Origin of the sequence: Sorangium sp. So ce281 (genome assembly GCF_051527395.1) — a bacterium.
GTDB classification, from domain to species: Bacteria; Myxococcota_A; Polyangia; order Polyangiales; family Polyangiaceae; genus Sorangium; species Sorangium cellulosum_B.
Window position 1 is genome coordinate 9,097,550 of the sequence record NZ_CP150322.1, and the last position, 20,198, is coordinate 9,117,747.

A 20,198-nucleotide genomic window follows, 5' to 3' on the forward strand; every position below is an offset into this window, starting at 1 on the left:
CACCTCCGGCGGCCATGGCCGCCCCGCGATCGCCCTGGAGAAAAAGGGTGCGAAATGGGCGAGTTGCGGACAGGGATGGTTGAGAAGATCGCGGCGATGCAGGACTTCGCGCTCTACCGCGATCTCGCGTGGGAGGGCACGTTCGAAGAGTACCTCCAGATCGTGCGCCAGAACCCGCAGGTGACGCGCAACGCGTTCCAGCGGGCGTACGACATGATCATCCGCTACGGCATCGAGGAGTACACGGACAACAAGAAGAAGCTCATCCGGTACAACTTCTTCAAGGACGAGATGCACGGCGGCGCCGACGCCGTGTACGGGCTCGACATCCCGCTGATGCGGCTCGTCCACGTGCTCCGGGCCGCCTCGGAGGGCTACGGCCCGGAGAAGCGCGTCATCCTGCTGCACGGCCCGGTCGGCTCGTCGAAGTCGACGATCGCGCGGCTCCTCAAGAAGGGCATCGAGCACTACTCGACGACCCCCGACGGCGCGCTCTACACGTTCGACTGGGTGAACCTCGACGACGTCGGCATGGCCGGGACGGAGAGCGCCCGCTTCAAGTGCCCGATGCACGAGGAGCCGCTGCGCCTCGTCCCGCCGGCGTGGCGCGACCGCGCGTTCCGCGAGCTCGGCCTCTCGAGCGCGCAGCACCACGTCCGCACCGAGGGCGACCTCGACCCCGCGTGCCGCTTCATCTTCAACCGCCTGATGGACAAGTACGGCGGCGACTGGTCGAAGGTGATGCAGCACGTGCGCGTGCGCCGCCTCGTGCTCAGCGAGAAGGACCGCGTCGGCATCGGCACCTTCCAGCCGAAGGACGAGAAGAACCAGGACTCGACCGAGCTCACCGGCGACATCAACTACCGCAAGATCGCGGAGTACGGCTCGGACTCGGACCCGCGCGCGTTCAACTTCGACGGCGAGTTCAACATCGCGAACCGCGGCATCGTCGAGTTCATCGAGGTGCTGAAGCTCGACGTCGCGTTCCTCTACGACCTGCTCGGCGCGTCGCAGGAGCACAAGATCAAGCCGAAGAAGTTCGCCCAGACGGACGTCGACGAGGTCATCATCGGCCACACCAACGAGGCCGAGTACAAGAAGCTCCTGAACAACGAGTTCATGGAGGCCCTCCGCGACCGCACGATCAAGATCGATATCCCGTACATCACGAAGGTGTCGGAGGAGATCCGGATCTACGAGAAGGACTTCAACAAGGAGAAGATCCGCGGCAAGCACATCGCCCCGCACACGCTCGAGGTCGCCGCGATGTGGGCCGCGCTCACCCGGCTCGAGGACCCGAAGAAGCACAACCTGTCGCTCGTCCAGAAGATGAAGCTCTACGACGGCAAGGTCCTGCCCGGCTACACGCAGGACACCGTGAAGGAGCTCCGCAAGGAGGCGTCGCGCGAGGGCATGGAAGGGATCAGCCCCCGCTACGTGCAGGACAAGATCTCGAACGCGCTCGTCAACGACCTCGGCGAGGGGACGATCAACCCCTTCATGGTCATGAGCGAGCTCGAGAAGGGCCTGCGCCACCACTCGCTCATCACGAACGACGAGCAGCGCAAGCGCTTCACCGAGTGCATCGGGATGGTGAAGCGCGAGTACGAGGAGCTCGTCAAGAACGAGGTGCAGCGGGCGATCAGCGCCGACGAGGACGCGATCCAGAAGCTCGCCGCGAACTACATCGACTCGATCAAGTCCTACACCCTGAAGGAGAAGGTGAAGGACCGCTTCACCCGCGAGGACGTCGAGCCCGACGAGCGGCTGATGCGCTCGATCGAGGAGAAGATCGACATCCCCGAGAACCGCAAGGACGACTTCCGCCGCGAGATCATGAACTACATCGGCGCGCTCGCGGTCGACGGCAAGAAGTTCGAGTGGCACACGAACGACCGGCTGCGCCGCGCCCTCGAGCTCAAGCTGTTCGAGGATCAGAAGGACGCGATCAAGCTCCAGACCCTCGTGTCGAGCGTCATCGACAAGGAGACGCAGGAGAAGATCGACATCATCAAGACCCGGATGATCAAGTACTTCGGGTACAACGAGGTCTCGGCGCGCGACGTGCTCGACTACGTCGCCAGCATCTACGCGCGCGGCGACACGAAGTGACCCGCCGCGGGGGCGCGGCGGCGCTCTCGGCAGCGCGCGCCGCGCCGCTCGCCCCCCCATCGGTCACCCACGTGGACGTTCGAATGTAGGAAGAAACGCGGCGCGGCGCTTCGTTACCGCCTGCGACCAGCCCCGAGGCTCAGCCTTCGCGCCGGAGCCTCGCGAGCTCGCGCTCCAGCGAGGCCACCGTGCGCTTGAGGTCGCGGACCTCCTCGACGGTCGCCAGGCCCATCGCCTTGGCGAACGTCTCCTTCTGCTCCGCGGTGAACGAGGAGACCCGGCCGGGCACGCTCATCGCCGTCATGAACAGCCGCATGAACCGCTCGTCCTGCATCAGCTTCGCCACGTTCGGGTTCGCGGCGAGCTTCATGCCCTCGGTGACCAGTCTGTCCTTCAGCGCCATGCGGGCAGCGTAGCCGACTTTCGCGCGGGCGCGTCAGCCCACCTCGACCAGCACCGCCGTGATGTTGTCCCGCCCCCCGCGCCGATTCGCGAGGTCGATGAAGAGGTCGACCGCCGCGTCGCCGCCCTTCGAGGCGATGCTCGCGACCTCCTCCTCGGCGTGGAGATACCCGTGCAGCCCGTCGGAGCAGAGCAGGTATCGATCGCCCTCCTCCACGGCGACGATCGAGGTGTCGACCTCGACGTAGTCCCGGTTGCCGACCGCGCGCGTGATCACGTTGCGGTGGGGCGAGCTCTTGGCCTCGTCCACGGAGATGAGGCCGTTCTTGATCTGCCACGCGATCAGCGTGTGATCCTCGGTCATCTGCACCGCGGTCCCGTTGCGGACCTGGTAGATGCGGCTGTCGCCCACCTGGCCGGTCACGAGCGCGCCGCCGACGATGAGCGCCGCGCTGATCGTCGTGCCCATGCCGCTCTTGTCGCGATCGAGCTCGGCGATCGCGAAGACCATGTACGTCGCCGCCTGGATCGCGCCCTCGAGGATGCGCAGCACGGCGCGCGCCTTGGGCTGCGTCAGCGGCTCGTTCGGATCGCCGATGGCAGGCAGGCCCCGCTTCACCATGCCGTAGATCGTCTCGACCGCCTCGGCGCTCGCGACCTCGCCGGCCGCGTGCCCGCCCATGCCGTCCGCGACGATGTAGAGGCGGAGCTCGTCGTCCCGGAAGAACGCATCCTCATTGGCGCGCCGGTGGCGCCCGACATCGGTGCGGCCAAATGATTGGATCCTCATCGAGCTTGCCCGGTCCTTCGCTTGCCGTCCCGTGAGGAAATCCCCGAGGCGCCGGCGCGACTGTCGCACGATAAACTTCTTGGGTGGGGCCTGTCGAGTGGGCGGAGGCTCGGTTAGGATGGAGACGAGCCAGCCATGGCACGAAGCTTCTCCGCGACCTGTGGGCCGGATGGCCTCCTCCAGCACCTGGCGGACCTGCGAAGCGCGGTCCCGTCGCCGTCGGGCGGGGTCGTCTTCGCCTCCGGACAGCTCGCCCAGCGCGCCTCGGGCGTCGCCGAGCTCGTCCGCAGCGCCTGGCGCGGCGTCCCCGCCTGCGTCGTGCCGGCCGCGGGCGTGCTCAGCGAGCGCGGCGAGATCGAGGGGGACACCGGCGCGAGCGGCGTGCTGTGGTCCGGCGGGCAGGTCACCCCCTTCGCGCTGCCCGAGCGCGCCGAGGAGCCGAGCCGCCTCCTGCGCGAGGCGCTCGCCCGCGCCGTCGGCCAGCGCTCCGCGACGGCCATCCTCTTCGCCCGGCCCGGGGCGTTCGCGCCCGAGCGGCCCGAGGCGCTCTCCCTGTCCGCGCCGAACGCGTGCCTCTTCGGCGCCGGGACGGCCTCCGGCTCCGCCATCGGCGTGACGTCGCAGGGCGAGCTCATCGAGGGCCCGGCGACGGGCCTCGCCATCACCGGGTTCGCCCCGCCGCTCGTCGACGCCTCGCCCGCCGCCCGGCTGCTCTCCGGCTTCCACCGCATCGACGAGGCGAGCGGCGGCGTCGTGCTCCGCGCCGGCGGGCAGCCGGCGCTCGACCTGCTCTCCGCCGCGACCGCCACGCTCGGCGAGCCGCCCAGCGCGCAGCAGCTCATCCTCGCCGCGCTGGCCGACCCGCCGGGCGCGGACCGCGGCGACGCCGAGGCGGAGGCGCTCGATTCCGAGCGTTACGTGCTGCGGCCGGTCCGCGGCATCGATCCGTCGCGGCGGGGGCTCCTGCTCGGCGACGAAGCGAGGCCCGGCGCGCGCCTCGCCTTCGCGGTGCGCGACGCCGCCGCCGGCCGCGCCGGGCTCGAGGGGATCGCCCGGCAGGTGTCCCGGAGCGCGCTCGGGTCGGCCCCCCGCTTCGCGCTCTACCTGACCTGCGCCGGGCGCGGCCAGGGCCTGTACGGGACGCCCGACGTCGAGGCGCGCATCCTGCGCCAGCGCTTCGCCGACCTCCCGATCGCCGGCATGCACTCGAGCTTCGAGATCGCCCCCTGGGCCCGGGGCCAGGCCAGGCTCGCCCTCTACACCGGCGTGCTCGCGCTGTTCCGCGCGCCGAGCTGAGCGCCGCGCCTCAGCGCTCGCGGTAGACCGCGACCACCTCGGAGGCCCGCCGCTGCACCGCCGCGTGGACGGCCGCATACCGCGGCTCGTCGCGCAGGGGCGCGAGGACCGGGCAGCGCTCGAGCCAGATCAGGTCGAACAGGCCGTCGGCCAGCGAGAGCTCGAGCGCGGCCAGCGCGAGCTCTCGCTGGCCGAGGAAGGCCGCGAACTCCGCCTGGAGCTGCCGGAAGAACGACGTGCGCCGCAGCGCCGTGACGGCCGGGCGCTCCCCCTCGACCTGCACGGGCCGGATGTCCGAGAGCCGCCCCTCGATGAGGTCAGCGATCACCCGCGCGAACGGCGCGGGGAGGTCCGGGAAGGCCTCGCTCACGCGCCGCTGAGAGAGCTTCTCGAGCACCTCCGGCTCGCGCTGCCAGAGCGCGCGGCGCATCCGCAGGACGGTGTAGCCCGAGCCGCTGCCCACCATCGGATGCGCCCGGATCACGTCGTCGGCGTCCGACCACCTGTCCAGCAGCGTGTACGCGCGCGCCAGCGCCTGCGCCGCCAGCACCACCTCGGGATCGCGCGCCAGCGCGGACCGGGCGCGGCGCGCGCCCTCCTCGAAGGCGCCGCACTCGAGAAGGATGTGGCCGATGAGGCCCTCCGCCTCGGCGTTGCCCGAGCGGCACGCGAGCGCCGCCTTGAGCTCCCGCATCGCGCCGACCACGTCGAGGCGCTGGAACCGCACCGACGCCATCGCGAGCCGCGCGTCCGGCAGCCCGGGCGCCGCGGCGACGGCGCGCGACGCCGCCTCCGTGGCGAGCTCCCCGCCGCGGTCGGTGAAGAACCAGAAGCGGCAGCGCGCGATCGCGTAGGCCGACAGGATCATCGGATCCTCGGGCGCGCGCGAGAGCGCCTGCTCGAACAGCGCGATCGCCCGCTCCTGGTGCTCCGGCCAGAACCTGCGGTACTCGTGGCGCCCGCGCAGGAACAGATCGAGCGCGACGGGATCGCTCGGCGCCGTGCGGTTCGGCGCGGCCCCGTCGAGCGTCAGCGCCGCCGCGACCGCCTCGGCCACCTCGTCGTTGATCCGCAGCACCTCCGCCTCGGGGCGATCGAAGCGCTTCGCCCACAGCTGGAACCCGTCGGCGACGCTGATGAGCCGCGCGCTGATCCGCACCGTCCCGTCGCGCCGCCGCACCGAGCCCCCGACGACCACCTGCACGCCGAGCTCGCGCCCGACCTCGCGCGGATCGAGCTCGGAGGACGAGCGCCGCCCGAGCGCCCCGCGCGGCCTCACCCGGAGGCCCGGCGTCATGGAGAGCGTGTCGACGAGATCGTCCGTCAGCTCCTCGGCCAGGTACGCGTCCGACGCAGGTCCCTGGTTCGCGAACGGCAGGACCACGACGCTCTTGCCGCCGTGCTCGGCCACCCCGGAGCTCGCCCCCGGGGTCACCCTGGAGACCGCCGTCCGCCCCTGCGGCGGCGTGAACGCCGGCGGCGTCACCGTGGCGGGGCGGGTGAGCGAGGCGAGGTCGTGCACGACGCTCTCGACGGACGGATACCGGTGGTCGCGCTCGCGCGCCATGCAGCGGAGCACCACGCGCGCGAGCGCGTCGGGAAGGTCGGCGCGCCGGAGCCGCGGATCCGGCGGGTCGGCGAAGAGCCGCGCCGCGGCGACGGCGAGCGGCGCGTCGCCCTGCCACGCGCGCTCGCCCGTGAGCATCTCGAAGAGCATCGCCCCGAGGGCGTAGATGTCGGCGCGCGCGTCGACGTCGTCGGCGCCCTGCACCTGCTCGGGCGCCATGTACGCCGGCGTCCCCATGACCGCGCCCAGCGTCTTGCCCGCCTCGCCGCTCGCGACCGCGCGCGCGATCCCGAAGTCGGTCAGGACGACGCGCCCGTCGCGCCCGAGCAGCACGTTGTCCGGCTTGAGGTCACGGTGGATGACGCCGGCCCGGTGCGCGGCGTGGAGGCCCGCGCAGACGCCCTCCACGACGTCCAGCGCGCGGGTCATGCCGAGCCGCCGCTCGCGCGCGAGCAGCGCGGCGAGCGGCTCGCCGTCGACGAACTCCATCGTCAGGAACCGGTCGCCCTCGTGCTCGCCGATGTCGAAGACCCGCGCCACGTTCGGGTGCGTGACCTTGCGCGAGAGCCGCACCTCGCGCCGGAACCGATCGGTCACCTCCGGCGCGACGCTGAGCTCCCGGCGCAGCACCTTGACCGCGACGAGCTCCTCGAGCTCCAGGTCGCGGGCGCGGTACACGCTGCCCATCCCGCCGATGCCGACCAGCCCGAGGAGCTCGTACCGGCCTGCGAGGACCTGCCGCGGGCCGGTCGCGACGGCGTCCGCGGGGTCGGCCCCCTGCCGCGCGCCGCTCGCCGGGAGCGGGAGGTCGTGGATCGTGTCGTCCTTGAAGCTCTGCGGCATAGGGGAATTCCGGCGGCCATTGCCCCCCGTGTCACGAGATTACCCCACGGGATCGGCCGGTCGAGCGCCGACCGTCGCGGGAGCCCCAGCACGGAGGTGCTAGTCTCCGCCGCCCATGGCAGAGGCGTCGAGCTCCATCGTGGTGGAGTCGCTCTCCAAGACGTACCAGGTCCACGAGCGCGCCGCCGGCTTCTCGGCCTCCGTGCGCTCGCTCTTCCGGCGCCGCACCAAGGTCGTCCACGCCGTCGAGGACCTCTCGTTCTCGATCGCGCCCGGCGAGCGCGTCGGCTTCCTCGGCCCGAACGGCGCCGGGAAGACGACGACGCTGAAGGTGCTCTCCGGGCTCCTCCACCCGTCGGGCGGCAAGGTCGAGGTCGCCGGCTTCGTCCCGCGGCACCGTGAGCCCGATTTCCTCAAGCGGATCACCCTCGTGATGGGGCAAAAGCAGCAGCTGCTCTGGGACCTCCCGCCCGCCGAGACATTCGCGGTGAACCGGGCGATCTACGGGATCGGCGACGCGGATTTCAAGGAGACCCTCGGTGAGCTGGAAGACCTCCTCGGCATCGCCGAGATCGCGACGAAGCCGACCCGGCAGCTCTCGCTCGGCGAGCGCATGAAGTGCGAGCTGGCCGCGGCCCTGCTGCACCGGCCGGAGATCCTGTTCCTCGACGAGCCGACGATCGGGCTCGACGTGGCGATGCAGCTCGGCGTCCGCGAGTTCATCCGCCGCTACAACGAGCGGCGGCGGGCGACGGTCGTGCTCACGTCCCATTACATGGACGACGTGGCGGCGCTCTGTCCGCGGGTCATCGTCATCGACAAGGGCAGGCTGCGCTACGACGGCGACCTCGCGGCGCTCGTCCGCAGCGTGCGGCCCCACAAGCGGATCGCGCTGCACTTCAAGAGCCCGGTCGACCAGGCGCTCCTCGAGCGGGTGGGCGCCGTCCTCTCGCTCGATCCTGGCCACGCGGTGCTGCAGGTGCCGCAGGCGGAGCTGCGCGACGCCATGTCCTGGCTGCTCGGCCACACCGACATCTCGGATCTCACGGTCGAGGATCCTCCCCTGGAGGAGGTGATGCGCGAGCTCTTTTCGGGCGTGGAGCCCTCGGCGACGCCGGAAGGCGAGCCGGAGAGCGCGCCGGAAGGCGAGCCGTCGGGGTCGACGGGCGGGGCCGCGTCATGAGCGAGCTCGCTCGAGCCGCCCGGGCGTTCCCGACGCTGCTCCGCGTCGGGCTCGCGGCCGCGCTCGCGTACCGGGCCGAGATGCTGATCTGGATGCTCACGACGACGATGCCGCTCGTGAGCCTCGCGCTCTGGTCGGCGGTGGCCGCGAGCGCGCCGGTCGGCCGCTTCGAGGCGCGCGACTTCTCCGCTTACTTCCTGGCCATCCTCATCGTCCGGCAGCTGACCGGCTCGTGGCTCGTCTGGGAGATGAACATGGACATCAAGAGCGGCGCCCTCTCGCAGCGCCTGCTCCGGCCGATCCACCCGCTCTTCTCGTACGCCGCCGAGAACCTCGCCGCGCTGCCGCTCCGGGCGGCGCTCTGCCTGCCCATCGCGGTCATCGCGCTCGTCGCGACGTCGGGCGAGCGGTTTCAGCCGACGGCCCTCGATCTCGGGCTCTGGGTCGCCTCCCTCGTCGGCGCCTGGGCGATCAACTTCTTCACCATGGCGCTGATCGGCTCGCTGGCGTTCGTGATCGACAGCTCGACCGCGGTGTTCGACGTCTACCTCGCGGCCTTCATGGTCCTCGCCGGCTACCTCGTCCCGATCGAGCTGTTCCCCTCGTGGCTCGCCGATCTCGCGCGGGTCCTGCCGTTCCGTTACAGCCTCGCGTTCCCCGTCGAGCTCATCACCGGCCTGCTCGACCCGGGCCGCGCGCTCACCGAGCTCGCGGTGCAGTGGGCCTTCGCCGCCGCGTCCGCCGCCGCCGCGCTCGTCGCGTGGCGCGCGGGGGTCCGGCGGTTCTCGGCGTTCGGCGGGTGAGCGGCGTGCGTTACCTCCGGTTGCTCGCGACGCAGCTGCGCGTGTCGATCGCGCTCGGGATGCAGTACCGGTGGGATTTCCTGCTCGGCGCGGTGATGACCGTCGTGTGGACGGTGGTCGGGCTGGTGCCGCTCCACATCGCGCTCTCGGCCCGGCCGCCGGTGCAGGGCTGGACGTACGAGCGGGCGCTCGTCGTCGTCGGGTGGTTCACGCTGCTCAAGGGCATCCTCGAGGGGGCCGTGAACCCGTCGCTCATCAGCGTGGTCGACCAGATCCGGAAGGGCACGCTCGACTTCACGCTGCTCAAGCCGGCCGACGCGCAGTTCCTCGTCTCCACGGCCCGCTTCGAGATCCGCAAGGTCGTGGACGCCGCGGCCGCGGTGGCGATCTTCGTCTACGCCTTCGCCCAGATGGGGCGCGCCCCCGCGCCCGCCCACGTCGCGCTCGCGCTCTGCCTGCTCGTGACGGCGACGCTGGTGCTCTACTCCATGTGCATCCTGGTCATCTCCGCCGCGTTCTGGGTCGTGCGCCTCGACAACCTGGCCTACCTCTTCAACTCCATCTTCGATTTCGCGCGCTGGCCGGTCACGATCTTCACCGGCTTCTGGCGCGTCGTCTTCACCGTGATCGTCCCGCTCGGGCTGATGACCACGTACCCGGCGGAGGCGATGCTCGGCACCATCGCCCCGCGCACGGCCGCCGCCGCGGCGCTCGGCGCGATCGCCTTCGGCGCCGTCGCGCGCGGCGTGTGGAAGCGGGCGATAGGCCGGTACACATCGGCGTCGAGCTGAGCCTCGCGAGGGCTTCCGGCGAGCGGCGCGGTGCGTTAACGTCAACCGATTGCCCTCCGGGCGCGAGGAGGGCTAACGGACAGCGGGGGGAGAGCGGGATCGGGAAGGAGACGCGGTGACGGACGGAGGGCTGACGCTCGAGGAGTTGGGTCGGAGCATCGTCGATCTCGCGATGACCGAGGACGTGATACGCCGCCAGGTGATCGCCCTCCTCCCGGTCGGGCGCCGCGCGGAGCGGGAGCTCGAGGTCCTCGGCAGGCCGTCGCGGCTCACGGTGGACTTCGAGGTCGGCGAACCGGCGGCGACGCGGAGCATGAGCGGCGCGTTCGATGTCGCGATCCCGCACGCCGTGACGGTGCGGGTCGACGCGGAGGGGGAGGCGGAGGAGCACCGGCTCGACGCGACCCTCGCGCTGCGCATCACGCCGAGGCCCTGCGCGCCGCTCGGGATCTTCCTGGACATCGCGGAGCTGCCGGCGGAGTCGGTGAGGTTCGCCGAGTCGCGGGCCTCCGCGAAGGACTACCTGCGCGGCCGGATCGAGGAGGAGGTGCGGAGGGAGCTGCTCCGCCTCGTGCGCGCGCGGGTCGCGGAGAGCCGCGCGGAGCGCACGCTCGACCTGGAGGAGCCGCTCCTCCGCGCGCTCGGGGACGCCTCCTGGGCGGGGCAGGAGGAGGTGGAGGAGCCGGACGGGCGGGACGCGCCGCCGCCGAGCCGGGTGCGCGGGGCCGGCGGCCCGGCGAGCGGGGCTGGGCTGCTGGACGCGCCGCTCAGCGACCTGGACGCGCAGCTCCGGTTCTTCGGGAACGCGATGCCCCTCCAGGTGTGGACCGCGCGCCCGGACGGCCAGCTGAACTTCGTGAACCGGGCGGTCCTCGAGTATTTCGACCGCACGGAGGAGCAGATGATCGGCGAGGGCTGGCTCGCGGTGCTGCACCCGGACGACGTCCCGAAGACGGTGGCGGCGTGGACCCGGAGCCTCGCGACGGGCGAGCCGTACAACACGGAGTTCCGCCTGCGGCGGGCGAGCGATCAGACGTACCGGGAGCACGTGGTCAGCGCGCTGCCGCAGCGCGACGCCGCGGGGAACATCTTCCGGTGGATCGGCGGCACCACCGACGTGGCCGAGCTGCGCCGCGCCGAGGCCGCCCTCCGGAGGAGCGAGGCGCGCTACCGGCTCTTCGCGGAGGCGTCGAACGAGGGCGTCTGGTTCTGGAACATCCGCGAGGACACGGTGGAGTGGAGCGATCGCATGCTCCAGATGATCGGCGTCCGCCGCGAGGCGTGGGGCGGGACGTTCGCGAGCTTCTTCGAGCGCGTGCACCCCGACGACCGGTGGGTGATGCAGGCCGCGCTGAGGGCTCACCTCGAGGAGCGGCGGCCGTACGAGGTGGAGTACCGGCTGCGGCGCGAGGACGGCGAGTACCGCGACGTGTTCGCCCGCGGCATGGCCGAGTGGGACGACAAGGGCGTGCCGTTCCAGATGGCGGGCGGCGCGACGGACATCACCGAGAAGAAGCGCCAGCAGGCCGTGCTGAACGAGCGGCTCGCGATCATCGAGCAGCAGCAGGAGGCGATCCGGGCGCTGTCGACGCCGATCATCGAGGTCTGGAGGGGGGTGCTGACGATGCCGGTGCTCGGCGTCCTCGACGAGGAGCGGGCGCAGCAGATGATGGAGGTGCTGCTCGAGGCCGTGGCGCGGACCCGCTGCCGTCACGCGATCATCGATCTGACCGGGGTGAGCGCCGTGGACGCGGCCACGGCCGATCACGTGCTGAGGCTCATCGACGCCGTGGCGCTGCTCGGGGCGCAGGGCATCGTCGTCGGCATCCGGCCCGAGGTGGCGCAGACGGTGGTGTCGCTGGGGCTCGATCTGTCGAACATCAAGACGCTCTCGAACCTCCGGGAGGCGCTCCTCTTCGCGATGCAGTCGAGCGGGGTGTCGGTCAAGCGGCGGCGCAAGCGCAGGGCGGGGCGCGAGCGCGCGGGCGACGCGGAGGGGACGCGCGACTCGCGCGACGGGTGATCGGCACAGGCGGCGCGAGCGCGCCGGCGGCGCTGCAGTACCGCGCGCCGGGCAAGCGCCGACCAGCGCGCCCTGAGCAGCTCCTGGTCCGGGTTGACGTCGCGAGGGGGGGTGCGACGATGGCGGCAATGCGTCCTCGCCGGCGGCTCGCCGCCCTGCTCCCGCTTCTGTGCATGCCCTCGCTCCCGCTCGCTCTCGCGGGCTGCCAGCAGATCCTGGGCATTCATGACGTGAGCGACGATCGCGACACGGGCGGGCCCGACGGCCAGACGTCTCAAGGGAGCGGGGGCGCGCCCTCCGGGGTTGGCGGCAGCGACGCTGGCGGCGGCGGGCTCGGCGGCGGCGGTCACGGCCCTGGTGTCATGGATCTCGCGCTCGTCGTCCTGACGCCCAACGTCACGGTGCCTCTCGGGGGGAAGAACCTTGTCGAGATCGAGATACGCCGCACTGGCGGCTTCGATGGCGAGGTGACGGTGGCGGCGGTGAGCCCTCCTGCAGGCCTCGTCGTCGATCGCATCACGATCGCCGCCAAGGAGACGAAGGCCGAGATCGTGGTAGGCGCCGAGGCGCCGCTCGCCCTGGGCAACACGATCTCCTTTACCCTGGCGGCGACCTCCGGCGCCCTGGAGAGCACCGCCGCCGTGACGAACGCGCTCGTGACCGGCCGCCCCGGCTCCCTGGACGCGACGTTCGGCGTGGCGACGGGCATCGCGCCGGTGCGCTTCGGGAACGACGACGGCGGCTATTTCACCGATATCGAGGTGGTCGGCGAGCGGATCGTCGCGACCGGCTGGGGCATCGGCGGCGTCGGCGGCTCCTCGATGAAGATAGCGCGCCTGACCAGCGCCGGCGCGCTGGATCCCGACTTCGCCGGCGGCGCCTTGCTCTCGACGAGGATCGGGAGCAGCTCGGGCTCCGAGGCCGAGTCGTTCGCGGTGGGGCATCAGGTGGACGGCAAGATCATCGCGATGGGCTGGCACGAGATCCCGGAGCCGCGTGACATCGCCCTCTGGCGCGTCGGGGCGAACGGCGCGACCGCGGACGCGGAGTTCGGCAACAACGGCAAGGCGCTGGTCGACACGGGCGGCGAAGAGACGGTCGTGGACGGGCTCGTCCTGGCCAACGACAAGATCCTCGTCGCTGGCGCGCGCGACGCGCGCATGATGGTGGCGCGCATCTCCTCGAATGGGAGGCTCGACACCGCCTTTGCCACGCCGAACGGCTTCTGGGCGCTCGACCGCGCCTCCACCGCGAGGGCCGTGGTCGTCGACCGCGAGGGCCGGCTCCTGGTCGTGGGCGAGGTGGACGCGGGGGGCCAGTCCGACGGCATCCTCGCCCGCTTCCTGGCCGGCGGGCAGCCCGACACCACCTTCGGGACCGGCGGCCAGCAGGTCTTCGGTGCGTCCGGGATCAGCGAGCGCACGGCGGCGATCGCCGTCCTCGACGACGGCCGCATCCTCGTGGGCGGCAGCGCCGGCAAGGACGGGGGCGCCGACTTCGAGGTCCGCCGCTTCCTCGAGGACGGCGCCGCCGACCCGAGCTTTGGCGCGTCGGGCGTCGTCGCGCTCCCGATCACCGACGGCGACGACGTGGCGGAGGACGCCATCGTGCTCCCCGACGGCCGGATCCTGGTCGTGGGCAATGCGACAGGCGGCGCCACGCCTGGGCCGGTGCTCGCGCGCTACCTGCGCGACGGCAGGCTCGATCCCAACTTCGGGGTCGGCGGGGTGCTCTCCTTGTATATCGGCGACTCCGGCGGCATCCACCGGGCCGCGGTCTACCCGGGCCAGAAGGTCGTGATCTGCGGCGAGAACCAGGGGGGCGTGCCAGGTCCAGGGACGTACGGGATCGTGGCGCGGCTCTGGATGTAGCGGCGGCGCGACGGACCTCCCCGCGCCGGAGCGCGGGCCCGCCGGCCGGATCGTGCTCGGTTGCCCCGCCGTTCGAGGCCGTCGAGCTCGATCTTTCGGTGCTCTGGGCGACGTAGCAGACCGCCCTGCCGTTCAAGCCCCGGCGCCGCGGCCCGGACAGCCCGAGCTCAGCGCGGCGCTCGCGTCGTGGCCTCCCACCGCTCCAGCGCGACGACGAGTCGAGCCGCCCCGAGGACGCCGGCCGGGAGCACGAGGAGCAGCGCGCAAGGCAAGAACGAGAGCAGCGCGAGGCCGGAGCCGAAGCCCATCACCGCGGCGAGGTTCCGGCGCACGAACTCGATCCGCGCCGCCACGGGCACGCCGCGGATCGACAGCGGGCAGTCGCAGAGGTCCCAGGCCCCCGCGAGCGCCGTCACCGCGAGCTGGAGCGGGACGACGACGACGCTCGCCGGCGCGAAGAGGAGACCCACGACGCCGAGGACGATGAGGATCGGGAGCGTGAAGGCGAGCGCCACGAGCGACGACTGCAGCGCGCGCCACATGTCCGCGAAGAAGCCGACCTCCGGCCACGGGGGCGCCCCGAGATCGGCCTCGGCCCTGCGCACCATCCGCTCCAGCGCGGTCCCCGAGAGCGGCTTCGCGAGCCCGAACGAGAGGACGAGGGCGGCCACGAGCACCACCGCGAGCGAGAGGATCCGCAGCACGGCCATGAGCACGGCCCAGGGCCACCCCGTCCCCGGCTCCCTCACGATCAGCTCGACGAGCGAGGGCGCGAGCTTCACGCCGACGATGGAGAACACGACCATGAGCACCAGCGCGATGCCCGTGGGGACGAGCGCGAGCGGCCAGAGGTCCGGCGTGCGAAAGAGGTAACCGTAGCCGCCCAGGATGGCCTTGAGGCCCGCGCCGAAGCCGGGGCGCTCGAGCGGCACGAGCCCCGCGGTCGGGCGCTGCGCGGGCGCTGAGAGAGAGCCGCGGGGAGCATCGGGGGGGATCATCCGGCCACGAACGTCCCAGCGGTCGTGCACCCGGTCAATACCTTCCGCGCGCTGGCATCCGCCGCTGGACGAGCTTCCGCCTGGCGTGCAGTGAACACGGCCCCTTCGATGCGTGGAGGACCTCCGAGCCTGCCTCGTCAGCCCTCGGGGAGCAGCGGATCGAGCACGCTCCCGCCCGGGGGCGAGGGCCCGAGCGCGCGGCCGAGGTGCTCGCGGATCGCGGCCGCGAGCGCCTCGGTGACGCGCCTGCGCAGCTGAGTCCGCGACGTGACGAGCCCGATCTCCCGGAGCGGGATCGGCCGTGCGAGCGGCCGCACGCGGTCGCGGCGCTTGTCCGGGGGCAGCCCCTGCGCCACCAGCGCGGGTAGCACCGTCGCTCCGAGCCCGGTGTCGACAAGGCCGATCAACGTCTCGAAGCTGCCGCTCTCGAGCTGGACGCCGCGCGGGGGCCTCGCCTGGCCGCTCCTGCAATACGAGAGCACCTGGCTCCGGAAGCAGTGCCCCTCCGGGAGCACCCACAGCTCGCGCTCGCTGAGGTTCGCCTGCGTGACCGTCTTGCGGTCGAGCAGCGGGTCGCCCTCGGGGAGATAGGCGACCATCGCCTCGTGTCCGAGGGGCGTCTCGCTCAGCCCCGGAGCGTGGAGCGGCGTCGCAGCGAGCCCCGCGTCGAGGGTGTCGGCGGCGAGCCGCTCGATGATCTCCTCGGTCTTCAGCTCTTCGATGAACAGCTCGACGCGCGGGTGTGCCTTCACGAAGGGGTCGAGGAACAGCGGCAGCAAGGTGGGAGCGAGGGTCGGGATGATCCCCAGCCGGTAGCGCCCCGCCGGAGCGTCGTCGCCGGCGACGATCTGACCGAGCCGCTCCGTCTCCCGGAGGATCTCGCGCATCTGAGCGATGGCGCGCGCCCCCTCCTCGGTCACCAGGACGGGCTTCTTGCTGCGGTCGAACAGCACGGTGCCCAGGAGCTCCTCGAGCTTCTGGACCTGCATGCTGAGCCCGGACTGCGAGACGTGGCAGCGCTCGGCCGCCGTGCGGAAGCTGCGGGTCTGCTCCACCGCCACGGCGTAGCGGAGCTGCGTGAGCGTCACCTGCTCGAGGTCCATGGCCGGAGGAGTATCATAAAAAATGAACGTTTCATAAAATCGTTCGATTTGCGCCGCCGGCGCAGAGCGACCACGTTGCCCCTCGCTGGCGCGGAGGCACGAGACGCCCCCGCCCCGAAACGAGGAAAAGAGAATGTCGCTCATCAACACCCGCATCAAACCGTTCAAGGCCACCGCGTTCCACCAGGGGAAGTTCGTGGACGTCTCGCACGAGTCGGTCCTCGGCAAGTGGTCGCTCTTCGTGTTCTACCCGGCGGACTTCACCTTCGTGTGCCCGACCGAGCTCGAGGACCTCGCGGACCTCCACGGCGAGTTCCAGAAGCTGGGCGTCGAGATCTACGGCGTCTCCACGGACACGCACTTCGCGCACAAGGCGTGGCACGACACGTCCGCGGCGATCAAGAAGGTCAAGTACCCGCTCGTCGGCGATCCGACCGCCACCCTCTCGCGCAACTTCGGCGTGCTCATCGAGGAGGAGGGCCTCGCGCTCCGCGGCTCGTTCCTCGTGAACCCCGACGGCGTCATCAAGGTCTACGAGATCCACGACCTCGGCATCGGCCGCAGCGCGGCGGAGATGCTCCGCAAGGTCAAGGCGGCCCAGTACGTCGCCACGCACCCGGGCGAGGTCTGCCCGGCGAAGTGGGACGAGGGCGCGAAGACCCTCAAGCCGTCGCTCGATCTCGTCGGCAAGATCTGAGGTGTTCGGGCGTCGCCGCGCGTGCCGCGGCGACGCCCGCCAGCGCTCGTGACCCGCTCGTATTCGCCGGAAGGAACGCAGCCATGCTCGAAGACTCCATCAAGACCCAGCTCCGCGACGTCCTCGGACGGCTGACCCGGCCCGTCGCGGTCACCGCCTTCGTCGACGACTCGCAGGGGTCGGAGGAGATGCGCGCGCTCCTGCGCGACGTCGCGAGCGCCTCGTCCCTCGTCGAGCTCCACGAGCGGCGCGAGGGCGAAGGGCGCACGCCGTCGTTCGGCATCCACTCCCCCGGCGAGGAGCCGCGCGTGATCTTTGCGGGGCTCCCGCTCGGTCACGAGCTCACCTCGCTGATCCTCGCGCTCCTGCACGTCGGTGGCCATCCGCCGCGGGTGAGCGCCGAGGCGCTCGAGCAGATCGCGCGGCTCGACGGCGAGCTCCGGTTCGAGACCTACTTCTCTCAATCGTGCCAGAACTGCCCCGACGTCGTGCAGGCGCTGAACCTGATGGCGGCCAGGAACCCGAGGGTTCGCCACGTCGCCGTCGATGGCTCCCTCTTCCAGGGCGAGGTCGAGCAGCGGAAGATCATGGCCGTGCCGACCGTCTTTCTGAACGGCGAGCCCTTCGGCCAGGGTCGGATGGAGATCGAGCAGATCCTCGCCAAGCTCGACGACGGCTCCGCCGTGAAGAGGCGCGTCGAGGCGCTCGACCAGCGCAAGCCGTTCGACATGCTCATCGTCGGCGGCGGGCCCGCCGGCGCCTCGGCGGCCATCTACGCGGCGCGCAAGGGCCTCGACACCGGCATCGTCGCCGAGCGCTTCGGCGGGCAGGTGATGGACACCCTCGCCATCGAGAACCTCATCTCGGTCGTGGAGACCGACGGGCCCAAGCTCGCGGCGGCGCTCGAGCAACACGTGCGCGCGTACCCCGTCGAGCTCATCAAGCACGAGCGCGTCGCGTCGATCACGCCCGGCTCGCCGTTCGAGCTGCGCCTGGCGAGCGGCGCCACGCTCCGCGCGAAGAGCGTCGTGCTGGCGACGGGCGCCCGGTGGCGCGACATGAACGTCCCCGGCGAGGCCGAGTACCGGACCAAGGGTGTGACGTACTGCCCGCACTGCGACGGACCGCTGTTCAAGGGCAAGCGAGTGGCCGTCATCGGCGGCGGCAACTCCGGCGTCGAGGCGGCGATCGATCTCGCGGGCGTGGTCGGCCACGTCACCCTGCTCGAGCTCGCCCCCGCCCTCCGCGCCGACGCGGTCCTCGTTCGGAAGCTCAAGAGCATGCCCAACGTCGAGATCATCACGCGCGCGCGCACGACCGAGGTGGTGGGCGACGGGCAGAAGGTCGTCGGGCTCCGCTGGGAGCACACCGAGACGAAGGAGCAGCGCCAGATCGAGGTCGAGGGCGTGTTCGTGCAGATCGGCCTCCTCCCCAACACCGGGTTCATCAAGGGGACGGTGGAGCTCAACGGCCTCGGTGAGGTCGTCGTGAACGACCGCGGGCAGACGTCGGTGCCCGGCCTCTTCGCCGCCGGCGACATGACGACAACGCCGTTCAAGCAGATCGTCGTCGCCCTCGGCGACGGCGCGAAGGCCGCCCTCGGGGCCTTCGAGCACCTCATCCGCGCCAGCGCGCCGGCGGACTGAGCGCCCTCCGGCCGAGGTTCGACGCGCGAGCTCGCCTGCGATCACGAGCTCAGCCACGCCTCGGACCGGAGCCGATCGACGAGGAAATCCACGAACGCGCGCACCCTGACCGCCGCCCGCCGGCCCTCCGGGTGGACGACATGGATGGGGACCGGCGGGGGCTCGTGCGCAGCGAGCACGATCGAGAGGCGCCCGGCGGCTCCTGCGGTTCCACGTGGCCGAGGGCGCCTGGCGGGAGGACGCGCTGCCGCTGCGCTGGTCGGCGACGGTGCCCGCGCCGCAGCTCGCGGCGACCGGCTCGTGGGAGGACGTGGCGCGCAGGTGACGCCGCGGCCCGCGGGGGCCCGTCCAGGGGAGTTTTGCCCCATCGGGGCGATCCGGGGCGGGCCCGGGCCGGTCAGCGTGCGGACGGACACCTTGAGAACGCGTACGCGTCCTGCATCCTACCGGCGACCTCATGCGACTCGCCAGCAAGCTCACCCTCGCCCTCGTCCTCGTGATGTGCGCGGCGCTCAGCCTGTACGGCTACCTCTCCGTCCGGCGCGAGCGGGCGCTCTTCGAGGCGGACATGCGGCGCGACGAGCACCTCATCGGCATCGCGCTCCGCGCGGCGGTGGTCGAGACGTGGCGCCGGGACGGGATGGGGGAGGCGCTCCAGCTGCTCGACGAGATGAGCGAGCGCGAGGACGGCGTGCGCTTCCGCTGGGTGTGGCTCGACGCGCCGGCCGGGGATCGCTTCGCGCCCGCGCTGCCCGCCGCCGAGATCGAGGAGCTCTCGCGGGGCACCGAGGTGTTCCGGATCGAGCGCAAGGGCGACAGGAGCGGGCGCTTCTACACGTACGCGCCCGTCGGGGTGGAGCCCGAGCGCGTCGGCGCCATCGAGATCTCCGAGTCGCTCGAGGAGGAAGAGGCGTACGTCCAGGCGAGCGTGGTCAACACCGTGGCCACCATCATCGCCCTCGCGGCGCTGAGCGGGCTCCTGGCGATGACCTTCGGGCAGGTCCTCGTCGGGCGCCCGACGCGGCGGCTCGTCGACAAGGCGCGGCGGATCGGGGAGGGCGACCTCGGCGGGCCGCTGCTCCTGCCGCAGCGCGACGAGCTCGGGCGGATCGCCGACGAGATCAACGCGATGTGCGTGCACCTGGCCGAGGCGCGCGAGCGCGCGGGCCGCGAGACGACCGCGCGCATCGCGGCGCTGGAGCAGCTCCGGCACGCGGATCGGCTCACCACCGTGGGCAAGCTGGCGTCGGGGCTCGCGCACGAGCTCGGCACGCCGCTCAACGTGGTGGGCGGCCGCGCCAAGATGATCGCGCGCGGCCTGCCGCAGGAGGAGGCGGCGGAGAGCGCGCGCATCATCGCCGAGCAGGCGGACCGGATGACGAAGATCATCCGGCAATTGCTGGACTTCGCGCGTCGCCGGGTGGCGCAGAAGGCGCCGGCCGATCTCGCGCACATCGCGCGCCAGACGCTGGCGCTGCTCGAGCCCCTCGCCCGGAAGCGGAGCGTGACGCTCCGCCTCGACGAGGCGAGCGGCGGGGCGGCGCGCGCCGAGGTGGACTCGGGGCAGATGCAGCAGGTGCTCACGAACCTCATCATGAACGGCATGCAGTCGATGAAGCGGGGCGGCGAGCTCACCGTGCGGGTGGAGCGCGCCCGCGCGCGCCCGCCGGCCGACCACGGCGGCGCCGAGGGCGAGCACGTCGCCGTCCGGGTGACCGACGGCGGGGAGGGGGTCGCGCCCGAGAACATCCTCCGCATCTTCGAGCCGTTCTTCACCACGAAGGACGTCGGCGAGGGCACGGGCCTCGGGCTGAGCGTGTCCTACGGGATCGTGCGCGAGCACGGGGGCTGGATCGGCGCGGAGAGCGAGCTCGGCAAGGGCTCGACGTTCACGGTGTACCTCCCGCCGAGCGGCCAGGAGGACGCAGGATGACGCGAGCCCGGCGGCCGCAAGCCGAGGGCGAGGGCGAGGGCGCGCTGGCCGGGGCGGCCGCCGCGGCGCGGCTGGCCGCGGGCGGGGCGCTGTACTACGCGAGTTATCGAGGAGAGATGGCGGGCGAGCCATCGAGGTGA

Annotated in this window: 17 protein-coding genes; 11 read left to right on the plus strand and 6 right to left on the minus strand. The window is 71.9% G+C overall.

The genetic code is table 11. The features are described from left to right. Positions 1–54: 54 nt before the first annotated feature. Positions 55–2,112 (plus strand): PrkA family serine protein kinase, encoded by a 2,058-nt coding sequence (locus tag WMF27_RS34520; protein ID WP_437764616.1) that lies wholly within the window; start codon positions 55–57, stop codon positions 2,110–2,112. 139 nt (positions 2,113–2,251) lie between these two features. Here the strand turns inward: WMF27_RS34520 and WMF27_RS34525 are convergent, their stop codons facing one another. Beyond that, the gene (locus tag WMF27_RS34525; protein WP_272104359.1) at positions 2,252–2,515 is read right to left on the minus strand and encodes a hypothetical protein; all 264 of its coding nucleotides are present in this window, start codon (positions 2,513–2,515) and stop codon (positions 2,252–2,254) included. Positions 2,516–2,548: 33 nt separating this feature from the next. After that, the gene (locus tag WMF27_RS34530; RefSeq protein WP_437764615.1) at positions 2,549–3,304 is read right to left on the minus strand and encodes a PP2C family protein-serine/threonine phosphatase; all 756 of its coding nucleotides are present in this window, start codon (positions 3,302–3,304) and stop codon (positions 2,549–2,551) included. A gap of 135 nt (positions 3,305–3,439) precedes the next feature. Here WMF27_RS34530 and WMF27_RS34535 point away from each other — a divergent pair, with 135 nt between their 5' ends. Beyond that, a complete protein-coding gene (locus tag WMF27_RS34535) occupies positions 3,440–4,600 on the plus strand; it encodes an FIST signal transduction protein (RefSeq protein ID WP_437764614.1) in 1,161 nt (386 codons plus the stop codon). A gap of 10 nt (positions 4,601–4,610) precedes the next feature. Here WMF27_RS34535 and WMF27_RS34540 read toward each other — a convergent pair whose 3' ends face one another. After that, positions 4,611–7,010: a protein kinase domain-containing protein gene (locus WMF27_RS34540; RefSeq protein WP_437764613.1), complete on the minus strand. Its 2,400-nt coding sequence runs from the start codon at positions 7,008–7,010 to the stop codon at positions 4,611–4,613. A 115-nt stretch (positions 7,011–7,125) separates the two neighbouring features. Here WMF27_RS34540 and WMF27_RS34545 point away from each other — a divergent pair, with 115 nt between their 5' ends. From WMF27_RS34545 to WMF27_RS34565, 5 genes are all read left to right on the plus strand, one after another. Continuing rightward, positions 7,126–8,193 (plus strand): ABC transporter ATP-binding protein, encoded by a 1,068-nt coding sequence (locus tag WMF27_RS34545; RefSeq protein ID WP_437943266.1) that lies wholly within the window; start codon positions 7,126–7,128, stop codon positions 8,191–8,193. Next, positions 8,190–8,996 carry an ABC transporter permease gene (locus WMF27_RS34550; protein WP_437764611.1) on the plus strand — a complete coding sequence of 269 codons (807 nt, stop codon included), beginning with the start codon at positions 8,190–8,192 and terminating at the stop codon, positions 8,994–8,996. Before WMF27_RS34545 ends, WMF27_RS34550 begins: the two co-directional genes overlap by 4 nt. A 5-nt stretch (positions 8,997–9,001) precedes the next feature. After that, positions 9,002–9,787, plus strand: a complete 786-nt coding sequence (locus tag WMF27_RS34555) for an ABC transporter permease (protein WP_437764610.1) — start codon at positions 9,002–9,004, stop codon at positions 9,785–9,787. A gap of 115 nt (positions 9,788–9,902) precedes the next feature. Next, complete coding sequence (locus tag WMF27_RS34560) at positions 9,903–11,810, plus strand: PAS domain-containing protein (protein ID WP_437943267.1); 1,908 nt, start codon at positions 9,903–9,905, stop codon at positions 11,808–11,810. A 128-nt stretch (positions 11,811–11,938) separates the two neighbouring features. Then, on the plus strand, positions 11,939–13,681 hold the full coding sequence (locus tag WMF27_RS34565; protein ID WP_437764608.1) for a hypothetical protein: 1,743 nt from the start codon (positions 11,939–11,941) through the stop codon (positions 13,679–13,681). 167 nt (positions 13,682–13,848) lie between these two features. Here the strand turns inward: WMF27_RS34565 and WMF27_RS34570 are convergent, their stop codons facing one another. Together WMF27_RS34570 and WMF27_RS34575 are read right to left on the minus strand one after the other, a co-directional pair. Beyond that, entirely contained in the window at positions 13,849–14,679 is an 831-nt protein-coding gene (locus tag WMF27_RS34570) for an EI24 domain-containing protein (protein WP_437764607.1), read from the minus strand. 137 nt (positions 14,680–14,816) lie between these two features. Further along, complete coding sequence (locus WMF27_RS34575) at positions 14,817–15,782, minus strand: hydrogen peroxide-inducible genes activator (RefSeq protein ID WP_437764606.1); 966 nt, start codon at positions 15,780–15,782, stop codon at positions 14,817–14,819. A gap of 133 nt (positions 15,783–15,915) precedes the next feature. Between WMF27_RS34575 and ahpC the strand changes: the two genes are divergently transcribed. Next, positions 15,916–16,479, plus strand: coding sequence for an alkyl hydroperoxide reductase subunit C (gene ahpC, locus WMF27_RS34580; protein ID WP_012239567.1), 564 nt, complete (start codon positions 15,916–15,918; stop codon positions 16,477–16,479). A gap of 83 nt (positions 16,480–16,562) precedes the next feature. Next, positions 16,563–18,125 (plus strand): alkyl hydroperoxide reductase subunit F, encoded by a 1,563-nt coding sequence (ahpF, locus tag WMF27_RS34585; protein WP_437764605.1) that lies wholly within the window; start codon positions 16,563–16,565, stop codon positions 18,123–18,125. Positions 18,126–18,166: 41 nt separating this feature from the next. Here ahpF and WMF27_RS34590 read toward each other — a convergent pair whose 3' ends face one another. Further along, positions 18,167–18,304, minus strand: coding sequence for a hypothetical protein (locus tag WMF27_RS34590; RefSeq protein WP_437764604.1), 138 nt, complete (start codon positions 18,302–18,304; stop codon positions 18,167–18,169). A 278-nt stretch (positions 18,305–18,582) separates the two neighbouring features. Between WMF27_RS34590 and WMF27_RS34595 the strand changes: the two genes are divergently transcribed. After that, a complete protein-coding gene (locus WMF27_RS34595) occupies positions 18,583–20,058 on the plus strand; it encodes an ATP-binding protein (RefSeq protein WP_437764603.1) in 1,476 nt (491 codons plus the stop codon). Continuing rightward, on the plus strand, positions 20,055–20,198 hold the full coding sequence (locus tag WMF27_RS34600) for a hypothetical protein (protein WP_437764602.1): 144 nt from the start codon (positions 20,055–20,057) through the stop codon (positions 20,196–20,198). The genes WMF27_RS34595 and WMF27_RS34600 overlap by 4 nt, the downstream gene beginning before the upstream one ends.

What these genes read in the sequence shown, in the direction of transcription:
- WMF27_RS34520 (WP_437764616.1), top strand. Translation starts at nt 55, where the DNA reads ATGGGCGAGTTGCGGACAGGGATGGTTGAGAAGATCGCGGCGATGCAG.
- WMF27_RS34525 (WP_272104359.1), bottom strand. Translation starts at nt 2,515, where the DNA reads ATGGCGCTGAAGGACAGACTGGTCACCGAGGGCATGAAGCTCGCCGCG.
- WMF27_RS34530 (WP_437764615.1), bottom strand. Translation starts at nt 3,304, where the DNA reads ATGAGGATCCAATCATTTGGCCGCACCGATGTCGGGCGCCACCGGCGC.
- WMF27_RS34535 (WP_437764614.1), top strand. Translation starts at nt 3,440, where the DNA reads ATGGCACGAAGCTTCTCCGCGACCTGTGGGCCGGATGGCCTCCTCCAG.
- WMF27_RS34540 (WP_437764613.1), bottom strand. Translation starts at nt 7,010, where the DNA reads ATGCCGCAGAGCTTCAAGGACGACACGATCCACGACCTCCCGCTCCCG.
- WMF27_RS34545 (WP_437943266.1), top strand. Translation starts at nt 7,126, where the DNA reads ATGGCAGAGGCGTCGAGCTCCATCGTGGTGGAGTCGCTCTCCAAGACG.
- WMF27_RS34550 (WP_437764611.1), top strand. Translation starts at nt 8,190, where the DNA reads ATGAGCGAGCTCGCTCGAGCCGCCCGGGCGTTCCCGACGCTGCTCCGC.
- WMF27_RS34565 (WP_437764608.1), top strand. Translation starts at nt 11,939, where the DNA reads ATGCGTCCTCGCCGGCGGCTCGCCGCCCTGCTCCCGCTTCTGTGCATG.
- WMF27_RS34570 (WP_437764607.1), bottom strand. Translation starts at nt 14,679, where the DNA reads ATGATCCCCCCCGATGCTCCCCGCGGCTCTCTCTCAGCGCCCGCGCAG.
- WMF27_RS34575 (WP_437764606.1), bottom strand. Translation starts at nt 15,782, where the DNA reads ATGGACCTCGAGCAGGTGACGCTCACGCAGCTCCGCTACGCCGTGGCG.
- ahpC (WP_012239567.1), top strand. Translation starts at nt 15,916, where the DNA reads ATGTCGCTCATCAACACCCGCATCAAACCGTTCAAGGCCACCGCGTTC.
- ahpF (WP_437764605.1), top strand. Translation starts at nt 16,563, where the DNA reads ATGCTCGAAGACTCCATCAAGACCCAGCTCCGCGACGTCCTCGGACGG.
- WMF27_RS34595 (WP_437764603.1), top strand. Translation starts at nt 18,583, where the DNA reads ATGCGACTCGCCAGCAAGCTCACCCTCGCCCTCGTCCTCGTGATGTGC.
- WMF27_RS34600 (WP_437764602.1), top strand. Translation starts at nt 20,055, where the DNA reads ATGACGCGAGCCCGGCGGCCGCAAGCCGAGGGCGAGGGCGAGGGCGCG.